The sequence below is a fragment of the Halomicrobium sp. HArcht3-1 genome (assembly GCF_058933345.1).
In genome coordinates, this window is sequence record NZ_JBZYDM010000017.1 from 25,606 (window position 1) to 38,235 (window position 12,630).

A 12,630-nucleotide genomic window follows, 5' to 3' on the forward strand; every position below is an offset into this window, starting at 1 on the left:
TCTATCAGCGTTCCGCCAGCGAGCGACGCTTACGACCCATCACCGAGCCACGCGTCCTCGATTCGGATCGACCCCCGGGTCCCGTCCCACTCCGGTTCGTACGCCAGCCGAATCGGTCGGTCCATGTGGGGACCGTCGGTGACGAGCGTCTCGAACTCACCGCCCTCGCCGAGGATGTGGACGCCGTACTCTTCGTTGAGTGCTTCGAGGTCGGCGAGTGTGGTCTCGTCGATGGTGCGACCGAGCCACGACTCGTCGAGACCGTACGCGGCCACCTGAATGATCCTGATCTCGAAGCCCGCCGAAAGCATCGCGTCTGCGAGCGCCCGGGGATCTTCCTGCCAGAGTGGTGCGTACAGTTCCGCGCCGAGGCGGTCACACATCGCTTCGATTCGGCTGGTCTGGAACTCGCTCTCGACGGCTCCCGCCGTGACGCCAGCGATGCCACCGTCGAGGCCCTCCTCTATCTCATGGAGGGCTGTTTCGAGCGGTTCGAGTTCGTCGTCACCCTGTTGCCCGCTGTCGGTCGCGCTCTCGGCCTCGAAGTCGTCGGGTTCCACGTCGATCAACTCGATGCCGATACTCTCGGCGGCCAGACTCGCGAGCGATGTCGCCGGGATGTGATACATGTAGGAGTCCCCCGACGGGTGGACGGTGACGAGTCGCTCCACGTTCAGTCCGTCTTCGATCGCACGATACAGCGCCCACGAGGAGTCTTTCCCGCCCGAGAACAGGCTCACCCACGCACCGGTCATACCCGCTCTTGCCGGGCGGCGAATATATCGGTGTGGATTCGCGCAGGAACGCCTTTGTCACTGGCAGAAAAAGTGCGTGTATGTACGATCGGATCTTACTCCCTGTCGACGGGAGTGAGGGTGCCGCCGAGATGATCGCCCACGTCGTCGACATCGCGAAGACGTGGGATGTCGCCGTCACCGTCTGCTTCGTGGCCGACACCAATCGAGACAGTGTCACCCGCATCGGCGGACAGATCGTCGATACACTGGTCGACACCGGCGAGGAGATCGTCGAGGAGGCGGCCCAGCCACTCGCAGCCGCCGGCGTCGACTACGACACGGACGTGGTCCAAGGTGGTCCTGCAAAGACCATCGTCGATTACGCCACGCGCTACGACTTCGACCTGATCGCGATGCCCACCCACGCCCAGCAGGGTCTCTCTCGCCGCCTGTTGGGCAGCGTCACCGAGCGAGTGTTACGGCTCTCGCCGGTCCCGGTCCTGACGGTGCGCATGAGCGAACCGACGCGGATGACGTTCCCCTACGATCGGCTCTTGCTCCCGACCGACGGGAGCGACGCAGCGACGGCCGCTGTGTCCCACGGTCTCGACCTCGCGGCGATGCTCGATGCGACACCACACGTCCTGTCGGTCGCCGACCGATCGTTGCTGGGACTCGGATCGACACTCACCGGGTCCGATCCCGAGGACGCCGCGCAGTCGGTCGTCGATGGCGCAGCGTCGATGGCGACCGAGCGCGGAATCGAGTCGGTCGTCACGGCGGTCGAACGTGGCTCGCCGCCGTCGACGATCCGAGACTACGTCGACAAAAACGAGATGGACGCGGTCGTCATCGGGACGACCGGACAGCGGGGGCTAGAACGTGTCTTGCTCGGCAGTGTCGCGGAGACGGTCGTTCGGACCGCGTCGGTCCCCGTCGTCTCGGTTTAATTATCGCGTTCATCGAAACCGAGGACTCCCGACCGTATCACAACAGTGTGACCAGTGACAAATCGTTCTGGTTTCTCACTCGACGAGTTCGTCCTGGACGTTGGACTGGCTGAAGTAGGCCGCGAAGCGAACGCCGATCAGACTCACGAGGATGCCGGCGAGAATGTACACTGCGAGGCGACGACCCGGGCCGAGCGTGACGGACTCGATCATGACTGGTCCGAATACGACCTGCTGTAGCGTGAAATCATTGGCTGCACCGGCCCGTTCGAGGAAGTAGACCGAGAAGCCACGGATGACGAGTCCGACGGCGATCGCACCGAACGGGAGGTTCACGTAGGCCGACCGAATGGACTCTTCTTGCATGAGTTCGTCGATCAATCGGCCCGTCGACGCCGCAAGCGCTGCCGCGGTGAACCACGGCACCCCATCGAAGGCAAAGCGCATCGCGTGGATGAACGCACTCTGATCGCCGACAGTCCCCACGCCCAGCGCGCCGACGAAGATGCCGACAAGCGATAGACCGCCGGCGACGACGTAGGTCACCAGCGACACCTGCCCGGAGTAAAGCGCCGCCTGAATCTCACCGGGGAGTCGCGAGAGGTACTCGTCGATACCCAGCCCCTTGTAGATGAGGAAGGCACCGACGGCGGCCGCGATCGCGCCCACCGCGAACGCCGGGTTCTCGGTGACCAGCAACAGGAGCGGGAACGCGATCAGCGCGATACCGAGCGGGACGAGGACGGTCTTTCTGAGTTCCTCGTCGGCGAGAAACTGCTTGAGGAGGTAGTACGTCGATTCGATGTCGCGGGCCTGTCGAACGACCACGCGATCCACCGCGTCGACACGCAGTCGACTCTCGATGATCGGAACGAGCCGTTCGTCCTCGGCGCTGTCGACCACGACGATCGCCGAGTCGGGATCGTACTCCGCGACCAGTTCGTCGGCCTGTCTGGCGATGCTGCGGTCGGCACTCACGCCGTCACCGCGGTCTCCGACGACCGTGACGATGGCGTCGTCACCGTCGGCTTCGAGATCGTTGGCGACGCGCAGTCCTTCGAGCATCGTGTTGACGCGACTGTCTTCGGGATCGGTCAGTCCGACCTCCGTCACGAGTGACTCGACGGCGTCGTAGCCCGCGATGGGGAGCGATAGCTCTGGTGGAAACGCCCCACCGCGGTCGATACAGACCACCAGCGTCGTCACACCTGGCAAGAAACGTCGCCGGAATAAAAATCCTCGCTACCGGCGAAAGGAGAGGCCGTCGAGGTCGCCATCGATCGTCCCGGCGATGCCGGCCCCGAGGGCGAAGGCGACCGACTGGGCACCGCCGCGCAACCGCCCTGCCAGCCCGCGGCTTGTCTCGAACTCCTCGACCGTCACTTCCTCGCCGAGTTCGTCTTCGAGTGCCGCTTCCACGTCCCGGCGGGTCCCGAGTGTGTCGACCAGCCCCATCTCGTGGGCCTGTGAGCCGAGGTAGATCCGGGCTTCGGTGTCACGGATCTCTGTCTCGTCCATGTCGCGGCCGTCGGCGACGGTGTCTACGAACTGGTCGTAGTAGTCGTCGACGATGGTCTGGAGGTACTCACGCTCGTCGTCGTCCATCTCCTTGAGGGGCGTCCCGGCGTCTTTGTACTCGCCTGCGGTGAACTGCTCGTAGGACAGCCCCAGTTGGTCGGCCAGTTCTTCGGCGTTGACGCGCGAACCGATGACGCCGATGGAGCCGACGATACTCCCCTCGCGCGCCCAGAGTTCGTCACAGCCGGCGGCGATATCGTATCCACCGGAGGCACACACGTCGGTCGCGTAGCCCACGGTCGGGCCGTCGAACCGCTCGGCCGCGAGGCGGATGTCCTCGCTGGGAACGATCTCACCTCCCGGCGTGTTGAGCTTCACCAGTAGTGCGTCGACGGCGTCGTCAGCGTCGGCGCGCTCGATCTGGTCGACGATGTCGTCGGCTTTCGCGCCGACAGGTGGACTGGTGATCCCGCCACCGCCATCGCGGGTGATCGGTCCCTCGACGGCCACTTCGGCGACGTTGTACGACGGCATGATCGAACTGGCGATGGAACCACCCAGTCGAACTGCGCCGATCACGGCTGCGATCACGAGCAGGATGCCCAGCAGGTCGGTCAGCGTCGCTGGCAGCCAGTAGAAGACGGCGACGGCGAAGACACCGATCACGAGTGCCGTCAGGCCGACGACCGCGAGACGACTGACCGTTCGCGTTCGCTCCGGCATACTTACTGGAACATGCCGAGGGGCTTTGCGCTCGTCGATTCGTCGTCCGCTTGCTGCATCCGGGCCGCCAGATCGGCTTTCGCCTCACTGATCTCCTCGGCGCGTTCGACCAGCGCCCCGGTGTCGATATCGATGTCGGCAAGTGTCCCGACGCCGTCTCGGAGCAGCACCTGTGCGGCCGCGGGATCGGGGAACTGCTTGTCGGCTTCGACGACCAGCCCCACGCTGTCGAGTCCCTGCCGGCCCGCGGTGTGGAGGAGTGCGCCCGTCGGCCCGGTGACTGCGCCGTCCCCGGTCGGTGTGTCGATGTCGGTCTCGTCCAGCAGCGTCCCGCCGTCGCCGGTCGCGATGCCGTACATCGACGCCACGTCGTCGCGTTTGGTCGCCATCCCACTGAGATAGATCGGTGTCACGTCGTTGTCGGCCAGCCAGCCAGTGAGGCAGGTCGCGAACTCGTCGGCCGCGCTCGCAGACACCGGGGCGTCGCTCTGGAGGACGAGCAGGTCCCGGTCTTCGTCGGCGTACAGCCGCACCGGTGGCTTGACCTGCCGATTGCCTTCGTGATAGACTGCGATCTCCGGCAGCCCATCGCAGTGTAGCGAGGCGTATTCGTCCATCTCGAACGTGTCGACGAGGTGGTCGGCGGCGATCTTGCCGACGAGTCCGACCCCCGGCAGTCCCTCGACGAGCATCGGTTCGTCCAGCGCGATGTCGTCGCGGTGGACAGCTACGTGTGCCATACGTTCAGTATTCGGTTCCGGCGGCTTAATCCTCGGGGGCGAATGCGTGCCGTCCGGGAGATCCGCGCCCGATTCGGTGTCCCCACTCCGAAACCCACAAACGCCGTGCCGAGATAGGAGTCGACAATGGACGTACTGGAGCGCTACGAGCCGCTCGTCGACGACATGGCCGCCTTCCGCGCGGCCTGCGAGCGTCCGCTCCCGGCCGTCGTCAGGGTCAACACGATCAAGACGACAGTCGAGCGGGCGATCGACGCCCTCGAAGCCGAGGGAATCACGGTCGAGCAAACGGACTGGCACGACGATATCCTCCGCCTGCCGGACGATCAGCCGGGGGCGAACTGGCCGTATTTCCACGGCTGGATCTACGGGCAAGAAGAAGTGTCCGCGCTGCCCGCGCTCGTGCTCGATCCACAGCCAGCCGACCGGGTCTGGGACGCCTGTGCAGCGCCGGGGAGCAAGACCTCACAGATCGCCGCCCTGCAGGACGACGACGGTGTCGTCGTGGCGACGGACTCGAACCTCGGACGACTCTCTGCGCTGCGGACCAACACCGAACAGCTCGGCTGTACGAGCGTCGCGGTCACCCACGAGGACGCACGGAATCACTCGCTCAAGCCGTTCGGTGGCGAAGAGTACGACCGTGCACTCGTCGACGTCCCCTGTTCCTGTGAGGGCACGATCCGCAAGAACCCCGACACGCTCGACGAGTGGACGCTGGACCACGTCCACGGGATCGCCGGGGTCCAGAAAGGCGTCCTCCGCCGGGCGATTCAGGCGACCAAGCCCGGCGGGACGGTCGTCTACTCGACGTGTACGTTCGCGCCCGAGGAGAACGAAGCCGTCCTCGATCACGCACTCACCGAGGAAGCGTGCAGACTCGTGGACTTCGATCTCCCGCTGGAATCGACGAGTGGCGTCACCGAGTGGGAGGGCGAGCGGTTCGACGAAAGCGTCACCAAGGCCCACCGGATCTACCCCCACCACAACGACACGGGCGGGTTCTTCTGTGCGAAACTGGAGGTGATGGCGGAATGATCGCTGTCGATTGGGGACAGGAGGGTACAGCATGACACACGGCAACGTCACCTTCGACCGCGTGCCCGCGGACGACGCGGATCGCGAGGACCCGGAGGCGGCGACGCGCGCGGAGATCATCGACTACTGGGCCGACCGCTTCGGGATTCCCCGCGAGACGTTCGAACCGTACACGATGTGGGAACGCGGGAAAGGGAAACTCTGGCTGTTCCGCGGTGACGCACCGGACACCGTCCCGATTCAGGGCCTCGGCATGACGTTCTTGCGGACCCGACAGGAGTTCTGGAAGCCCACGACCGACGCCGTCCAGCGCTTCGGTCACCACGCCACGAAGAACGTCGTTCACCTCGACGACGAGCAGGCGGCGGCGTTCGTCGACGGGGAGACCCTCGACATCGAGTGGGACGGCGACTGGGGCTTCCTGATCGTCACCCACGACATCGCCGGCGAGCGCGAACCGCTTGGCGTGGGACTGTACACCTACGGCGAGCTCAAGTCACAGATCGCGAAGGGCCGCCAGCGCGATCTCGGTAGCGGCGAGTAGTCCACGACGGATCTCTCGACTCGTCGTCAAGACCGACGACGCTACGAAAACAGGTCGTCTGACCGTTCACTCACCCGTCGTCGTGACCGTCTCGATCCCATCTCTGGTCAGCCGGACGTGTTGATTGACGGCCACGTCCTCGAAGGTCTGGACGCTGCCGTCGGGCCACGTCACTTCGAGATCGACCGTCTCGGCCGTTCCGAGACCGACGTGGTTGACGCGACTCTCCTGTGAGAGGAAGTCCGAGTCGCTCGTCTGCTGGACGGTCGTCTCGTACTCGCCGGTCGAGACGCGGATGGTCGCGCCATAGGCGGTCCCGCCGTTCTCGTCGACGGCACGGAACTGGAGGCTGTTGGCGTCGGCACCGACGTTCTCGTAGACCCGCAGTGGTCCCTTGTGTGCAGCCAGCAGGATGTCTCGGTCGCCGTCACGGTCGTAGTCGAGCGTCGCGAGACCGCGTCCGTCGCTCTCGTTGAAGCCCAGATCGGAGGCGTCGCGGTTCGTGAAGTTCTCGCCCGTCCGCTCGAACACCATCGGGTAGGTGAAGTGCGGGTCCTGTTGGTCGATGCGGATGATGAACTGCGTCGTGTGGATGAGATCCTCGTCACCGTCGTTGTCGAAGTCGGTGTGTGAGGCTGCCCATCCCCAGCCACCGACCCGTGCGTCGTAGGCCGGTGCCTGATCGGTGAAGTTCCCGGTCCCGTCGTTGATCAACAGCGTGTTCCCGTCGGTTCTCGTCGAGTGGACCTGATACGACAACAGTTGCGTGATCCGCTTGTAGCGCTCTTCGGTCATCCCCTCTTTGATCGGTAACTCGATGTTCGTCACGTAGATGTCCGGGTGACCGTCGCCGTTGATGTCGTCTACCTCCGAGGACATCCCGTTGCGGTCCGTCGACCCACCCAGCAATCGTTGCTCGAAGCTCCCGTCGCCGCGGTTGATGTACACCGTGTCGTTGTTGAAGTCGTTGGCGACGTGGATATCGGGGTCTCCATCACCGTTGAGGTCGACGAAGCTCGCTGCCAGCGACCATCGGCTACCAGTGATACCGGTCTCAGTCGCACGCTCGAACTGACCGCCGGTGTTCTCGTAGAGGACGTTGGGATTCCCATTGTCGTTGTCGACCATCCCATGCTTACTGAAATAGCCCGCTGGCTTGCCGTCCGTCCAATCGCCCGCCTGGTAGACCAGCAGATCCGTGTCGCCGTCGTTGTCGTAGTCCGCCGCAGTCGCGCCCAGTGGATGGTTCAGAACGCCAAGATCCATCTCAGTTCGCTCGAACTCGCCGTCGTCGTTGTGTAGAACGACTGGCTTCGCCTCTCGGGGAAGTAACACCAGATCCTCCCAGCCGTCGTCGTCGTAGTCGACGAACAGTGCGCTCTTGAACGGTCGGTCGAGCGCGGGTAACGCGTCCGAGCGCTCGAACTGGCCGCCGGTGTTCCGGTAGAGTTCTGGCTCGTCGCCACCCACAGCGAGGAAGTCCTGCCACCCGTCGTTGTCGAAGTCGGCGACGTACACGCCGTCGTCACCGTTGCCGGCCCCGCCGCCGTCGGTCTGGTAGTCGACACCGACATCGGCGGTCGCGTTCTGGAACTGGATCGACGTGTCGGGCGAGCCAAGTGCCGACCCGGAACAGCCAGCCATGGCTGCGAGCGCGAGCACACCCAACAGCGCGAGGACGTGTCTCGCGTTCATTGTGGGATCGGCAGCGCACGGCGGTCACGCGGTGGCAGGAGGTAGCTCCCGCGAGCGACCGTTTCGAGGTAGTCGACGATGCCGTGGCGCTCGTCGGGCACGTCCACGTCGTACTGGTCGGTGTGCATCGCCTTGCGCGTCTCGACGAACGCTTGCGTATCTCGCTGGACCGCCGAGAAATTGAACGCGCTGCCGCCCGTCTCGTCGGTGGCGACACCCTCGGACCGGCGCAAGATCACCGGTACGAAATCCTCGTCACGCGCCGTCGCGACCTTCTGGGAGTGGCCGACGATCCCGTGTTCCTCGGCGAGTTCGTCCATGTTCTCGACGTTCTCGTGTGTGATCTCGCTGTGGTCGCCGAGCTTATCGCCGGTCTTGCCCACGTCCTCTTCGGAGTGTGCCGGGCAGTACATTTCCTTGCGACGGTCCTCGTGGGGCTGGTCGTACCACTCGTCCAGATGGGTCTTCAGGCGAGAGGTCGCAAACGTCGACCCACCGGCGAAGGGACCCTCCTGTATCGTCACGTTCTCTTCGGGCGCTTGGCTGTCCTTGAATCCGGACCGGAACCCCATCGAGAGCGGTGCTTCCTCCGGGATGTCGTCGTTGTCGAGTTTCTCGGCTGGTACTCCCTTACCGAGGAAGCCCGACCGGCGGCTCTGGACCTCGAAGACGCCGCTGAGGTCCGATTCGACGTCGATGCCGTTGACCTGTTCGCGGTCGCCAAACAGCGCTTCTTCGGCCGAGAGGATGATCGAACCGAAGTCACTGTCAAGCAATAGCACGGCGTCGAAGTCGTCGGCTTTCGCCGGGTCCTGATCCAACTCTTCGAGAAGCGTCTCTGCCGACTGGACGTTGTCGGTTTCGAAGCCGACCGCCGAGAGGTAACTCGGCGCGTAGCCAAGCATGAACAGCAGTCCGTTCTGGAGCTTGCCGCTCATTTTTTGGCCGCGGCCCCACTTGTAGGCCCGTTCGAGTGTCTGGAGTGCCGACTCGACTTGCTCCTGTTCTGCCTCGGTCGGCGGCATCGACCCCTCGTACGACAGTCCAAGGAGTAGCTGATGCTGGCTCTGGACCGTCGTCCCGTGAGCACTGTGGACGAGATACTCGTTCCAGACGTGTTGTCCATCTGGAAGGTCCGACGGCTCACCCTCCCCGTGGGGAAACTGTTGTTCGGCCGGCGTCTGCGTGCCCTCGTCAGAACTTTCGACCTGCTGACATGCACTCAACGCGCTCGTTCCTCCGATCGCCACTGCGGCTTTGACGAAATCGCGCCGCGAGAGCCCGCGCGTGCTATCAAAGTCCATTGGCGGAACACGGTATTTAATCATCATAACTCTTTTGCATACGAACAATTTGTCCCCGATTGAATCTATCACAATACGAGTCCGCACTGCAACGAGGCTGTGCATGTCCTGTTGTACTACTAATATGACGGCCACTTCCGCCCAGTAACGTCTGTCGGCCTCTAACACATCTCTCCGGTCCGTCGTCCCTGCTCACTCGGCGTGGCGGATCGTCCCCCCGCTTAGCCCGTCCCACTCGACCCGGTACTCAAGCGCCGACAGGGTGGCGCTGGCGTCGTCGATGCCGTACTCGTCGAGTAGCGTCTCGACGGTCGACAGCGACTGGCCGACTTCGATCCGGTTGTCGATGGCCGAGAGGATCGACGGACGGATCAACGTCCGGCCGACGCGGTCGTGGTCCGGGAACGTACGGTCCTCGATCACGTCTTCGCTGACACCGTAGTCGCTGGCGAGCGTCGCAAGGTCGATCACATCGGCGTCCGGTCGCAGCGTCTGGGAGAGGGCAGCGGCACTGTCGGCTTCGAGGTCGGCTTCGTAGCGCCGAAGGGCATCCCGCACGTCTTTGACCCGGACTGTCCCGGTGTAGGGTATCGCGCGGTGGTCGCGGGCTTCGATCGCTTCCCCGACCCCGAGGCTCTCGTCGACGGCGACGAGCATCTCGACGGCGTCTACGTCTGCCAGCCGATCGAGTTTCTTCGTGACGTACTCGGGCGTCCAGAAGCCCATGATCTCGAAGAACACCCTGAGGTCGCCGTACTTGTAGTCGAACGCGAAGTCCGGGATGACGACGTTAGCACCGGCAGCCAGCGGTTCTGGCTCACGGGTCAGTTCCCAGTCGAGATCCAACGCCTCGAAGCGGGCGGCGAAGTCGGCCTCGACGCCGCTGTCGTAGGTGACCTCGGTCACCGGGTCGACGCCGGGCACCGACACGTCGCCCTCGGAGAGGCGGAGCGTGCGCTCGGTGCCGCGGTCGTCGATCGTCGCCATCAGCGACCACTCGTCGGCGGTCTTGGCGACGGTGCGCAGCAGGCGGGCAAAGCGGGTGCCGTACCGGCGCGTGCGGCGAAAGAGCCGGTCGGGACCGGTGACGACGACCACGCGCCCCTCGTCTGTCCGTTCGATCTCGTACATGAGTCGCAGACGCTTGACCGCCGAGACGAGGGTCTTCGGATCGCTGGACCGGAGTTCGACGTCGGTCGCGTCGAACAGTGCCGTCTGGGCCAGCGAGAGGTTGTACTGTTCGATCAGTTCGGCGGGGTCCCACCGGAGTGTCACGTCGGTCAGGATCTGTCTGCTCTCACGGTCGGCGTACAGCGACTGCTCGATCGTGTCGGGGTCGACGGCCAGTCCGTCGGCCGCCCGCTCGATGGCAGTGGTTCGCTCGGCGTCGCTGACGACGCCGATCTCCTCGGCCGCTCGGAAGGTCGTGCGCCGTGCCCGCTCGGGCGGCACCGCAGACTCCGTCTCGAAGGTCGCTTCGCGCTCGATCAGTTTCGCCAGCCCACGGACCAGTTTGAAGTCGTCGGCCTCACGCTCCAGTTCGGTCAGCGCTTCTTGCAGCGTCGCCCGGGTCTCGCCGACGTGACCCTGATAGATACCGATCACGCGGGCGGCCAGTGATTGCGCTGCGTCGCCGACGAACTGCGGGTGGTAGCCACCACCGGCCCGCGAGACGCGCAACAGGTCCTTCGTGAGCACACCGGCAGTTCCGACAGCGACCGACTAAAGCGTAGCGTCGCCGAACCGGATCCAGTGAGTGAGAGCACTACGAACTAGTCACTCTCGGAGTTCTCTCACGACCGCTCGGAACTGGACACCTGCAATTCCCATCAGCCCGAGGTACGCGATGGCGTCGATCGATCCGAGAAGAGGAACGCCGGAGAACATACTGCCGAACAGTACGAGCAGCGAAAAAATGACGGCTACGAAACCCAATTTTGGTTCACCACCATCGGCGAACGTCATCGCCCACGGGAACGAAAGGAGACTTGCAAGCAAAGCGACCACTGCAACAAGCCCGACAAGTGCCCAGAATCCATTGTCGAACACCGCGTACACACCACCGAAGAGTGCTTCGGCACCGATAATACAGATCGCCACGGCCCCAACAGCAAGAATTACCGCTGGCGCACCTGTAAGGCCAAATTTGGTGAAACCACCGAGGATCGCGCCGGTTTCCATAACACTGGTCGTTTCACTCTCGGTGAATGAATCTTCGAGCACGTTCCGACGGTGTTCTAGGTCGGGGTGCGTATCGAACAGTGATGTGATCTGTGCCGTTGCACCACCTGCGATATACAGCGACGCCGCGGCTTTGTTCGAGGCTGTGAGTTCTTGGCCAGACTCCTTGACATCCTCCAACGACGCGAGCGCACTCTGCATCGGTTCGGGGTCGTCAAGCGCCCGAGCGGCAGTCAGGTCTGCGACGAACTCACGGTACCGTGAAAGCAAGCGGTTGAAGAAGAGTACCGTCAATGTGACTGGCACGGCAACCATTAGAACGATAGACTGCTGAATCCGGAGTCGTTGACGGCGCTCCCAAGCGGTTTCGGCGGTTCGACGGAAGGCAAGTATTAGTGTCATGAACATGGCAGATATCAGTCGACCGAACAGCGCCGCACCCCGACTGACAAGGTTCTGGATCGTTCCAGCGAGCATCGTAATGATCGAGTCTCGATTTCGAATATGGCCACACTCGTGAGCCAGGATGGCCTGGATTTCCTCCTCTGACATTACGTCGAAGAGTCCAGTGTTGAAAAAAACAATCCCTGAAGAGTGTCCACCGACTGCAAAAGCGTTGGGTGTCGTCTCCTCGATGAGTCGGAGTTCGGGCGGATCGATGCCCATCTCCGTTGCGATCTCCTCGTTTGCGTCGTGTAACCACGAAAATTCACTCCTCGGGAGTTCATGACCAACGTTTCCATAATAAGACAGGGAACCTAGATACTGGACGGCCGTGATGACGCCCGCGACGGTGAAACCAAGTAGGAGATACAATCCGAGGCCCATTCCGGCGAACAGCGGCCGAATAAATAACATTGCGAGGGTGTAGAGGGAGAGTATCGATGCACCGGTCAAGACCATGAGAGTCAGGAGTTCCCAGTGTTCGACAGACTCGATCCGGTCGAACAGTGACTCGACGGCACCGATCTCCGTGACCCGTGCCCGGACACTGGCCAGTATATTACTTTTTTCAGGCATAAAATTCGATACATTATAATGCGTGTTAAATATTTTCAAATGTCACTATGTTCGGCACTGTCTAGTTGAGGGATTGAGGAATGAGGAGGCCGTAGCGAGAAGTGCTCATGCAACTCGCAGACCTCCTCAGAGAAACGTTAGACGAGGACAGCCAAGACGTTTGGGAGAACGAGCGCACCC

At 63.1% G+C, this 12,630-nt stretch carries 11 protein-coding genes and 1 pseudogene; 4 read left to right on the top strand and 8 right to left on the bottom strand.

Annotation, left to right across the window (positions count from 1 at the left end; genetic code table 11):
• Window positions 1-29: 29 nt before the first annotated feature.
• Window positions 30-755, bottom strand: coding sequence for a diphthine--ammonia ligase (locus AC5FRW_RS18810; RefSeq protein ID WP_493570002.1), 726 nt, complete (start codon window positions 753-755; stop codon window positions 30-32).
• Window positions 756-835: 80 nt separating this feature from the next.
• On the opposite strand from AC5FRW_RS18810, the gene AC5FRW_RS18815 reads away from it, so the two are divergent.
• On the top strand, window positions 836-1,687 hold the full coding sequence (locus AC5FRW_RS18815; protein ID WP_493570003.1) for a universal stress protein: 852 nt from the start codon (window positions 836-838) through the stop codon (window positions 1,685-1,687).
• A 75-nt stretch (window positions 1,688-1,762) separates the two neighbouring features.
• Here AC5FRW_RS18815 and AC5FRW_RS18820 read toward each other — a convergent pair whose 3' ends face one another.
• From AC5FRW_RS18820 to AC5FRW_RS18830, 3 genes are read right to left on the bottom strand one after another with little or no spacing between them, the layout of a single operon-like run.
• Window positions 1,763-2,893, bottom strand: a complete 1,131-nt coding sequence (locus AC5FRW_RS18820) for a DUF373 family protein (RefSeq protein ID WP_493570004.1) — start codon at window positions 2,891-2,893, stop codon at window positions 1,763-1,765.
• Window positions 2,894-2,929: 36 nt separating this feature from the next.
• Window positions 2,930-3,928, bottom strand: coding sequence for a signal peptide peptidase SppA (gene sppA / locus AC5FRW_RS18825; RefSeq protein WP_493570005.1), 999 nt, complete (start codon window positions 3,926-3,928; stop codon window positions 2,930-2,932).
• A 2-nt stretch (window positions 3,929-3,930) separates the two neighbouring features.
• Complete coding sequence (locus AC5FRW_RS18830) at window positions 3,931-4,668, bottom strand: proteasome assembly chaperone family protein (protein ID WP_493570006.1); 738 nt, start codon at window positions 4,666-4,668, stop codon at window positions 3,931-3,933.
• A gap of 126 nt (window positions 4,669-4,794) precedes the next feature.
• Here AC5FRW_RS18830 and AC5FRW_RS18835 point away from each other — a divergent pair, with 126 nt between their 5' ends.
• Together AC5FRW_RS18835 and AC5FRW_RS18840 are read left to right on the top strand one after the other, a co-directional pair.
• Window positions 4,795-5,706 (top strand): RsmB/NOP family class I SAM-dependent RNA methyltransferase, encoded by a 912-nt coding sequence (locus AC5FRW_RS18835; protein ID WP_493570007.1) that lies wholly within the window; start codon window positions 4,795-4,797, stop codon window positions 5,704-5,706.
• A 31-nt stretch (window positions 5,707-5,737) separates the two neighbouring features.
• The gene (locus AC5FRW_RS18840; RefSeq protein ID WP_493570008.1) at window positions 5,738-6,250 is read left to right on the top strand and encodes a DUF7122 family protein; all 513 of its coding nucleotides are present in this window, start codon (window positions 5,738-5,740) and stop codon (window positions 6,248-6,250) included.
• A 66-nt stretch (window positions 6,251-6,316) separates the two neighbouring features.
• Here the strand turns inward: AC5FRW_RS18840 and AC5FRW_RS18845 are convergent, their stop codons facing one another.
• The 4 genes from AC5FRW_RS18845 to AC5FRW_RS18860 all read right to left on the bottom strand — a co-directional run bounded on the left by AC5FRW_RS18845 (window position 6,317) and on the right by AC5FRW_RS18860 (window position 12,450).
• Window positions 6,317-7,945, bottom strand: a complete 1,629-nt coding sequence (locus AC5FRW_RS18845) for a CRTAC1 family protein (protein ID WP_493570009.1) — start codon at window positions 7,943-7,945, stop codon at window positions 6,317-6,319.
• Window positions 7,942-9,249, bottom strand: coding sequence for a twin-arginine translocation signal domain-containing protein (locus tag AC5FRW_RS18850; RefSeq protein ID WP_493570010.1), 1,308 nt, complete (start codon window positions 9,247-9,249; stop codon window positions 7,942-7,944). Before AC5FRW_RS18850 ends, AC5FRW_RS18845 begins: the two co-directional genes overlap by 4 nt.
• A gap of 192 nt (window positions 9,250-9,441) precedes the next feature.
• Window positions 9,442-10,947: a DUF790 family protein gene (locus AC5FRW_RS18855; RefSeq protein ID WP_493570011.1), complete on the bottom strand. Its 1,506-nt coding sequence runs from the start codon at window positions 10,945-10,947 to the stop codon at window positions 9,442-9,444.
• Window positions 10,948-11,025: 78 nt separating this feature from the next.
• On the bottom strand, window positions 11,026-12,450 hold the full coding sequence (locus tag AC5FRW_RS18860; protein ID WP_493570012.1) for a M48 family metallopeptidase: 1,425 nt from the start codon (window positions 12,448-12,450) through the stop codon (window positions 11,026-11,028).
• 107 nt (window positions 12,451-12,557) lie between these two features.
• On the opposite strand from AC5FRW_RS18860, the pseudogene AC5FRW_RS18865 reads away from it, so the two are divergent.
• Window positions 12,558-12,630: pseudogene (locus AC5FRW_RS18865) on the top strand (IS6 family transposase); the annotation flags it as partial.

What these genes read in the sequence shown, in the direction of transcription:
- AC5FRW_RS18830 (WP_493570006.1), bottom strand. Translation starts at nt 4,668, where the DNA reads ATGGCACACGTAGCTGTCCACCGCGACGACATCGCGCTGGACGAACCG.
- AC5FRW_RS18845 (WP_493570009.1), bottom strand. Translation starts at nt 7,945, where the DNA reads ATGAACGCGAGACACGTCCTCGCGCTGTTGGGTGTGCTCGCGCTCGCA.
- AC5FRW_RS18860 (WP_493570012.1), bottom strand. Translation starts at nt 12,450, where the DNA reads ATGCCTGAAAAAAGTAATATACTGGCCAGTGTCCGGGCACGGGTCACG.
- AC5FRW_RS18840 (WP_493570008.1), top strand. Translation starts at nt 5,738, where the DNA reads ATGACACACGGCAACGTCACCTTCGACCGCGTGCCCGCGGACGACGCG.
- sppA (WP_493570005.1), bottom strand. Translation starts at nt 3,928, where the DNA reads ATGCCGGAGCGAACGCGAACGGTCAGTCGTCTCGCGGTCGTCGGCCTG.
- AC5FRW_RS18850 (WP_493570010.1), bottom strand. Translation starts at nt 9,249, where the DNA reads ATGGACTTTGATAGCACGCGCGGGCTCTCGCGGCGCGATTTCGTCAAA.
- AC5FRW_RS18810 (WP_493570002.1), bottom strand. Translation starts at nt 755, where the DNA reads ATGACCGGTGCGTGGGTGAGCCTGTTCTCGGGCGGGAAAGACTCCTCG.
- AC5FRW_RS18835 (WP_493570007.1), top strand. Translation starts at nt 4,795, where the DNA reads ATGGACGTACTGGAGCGCTACGAGCCGCTCGTCGACGACATGGCCGCC.
- AC5FRW_RS18815 (WP_493570003.1), top strand. Translation starts at nt 836, where the DNA reads ATGTACGATCGGATCTTACTCCCTGTCGACGGGAGTGAGGGTGCCGCC.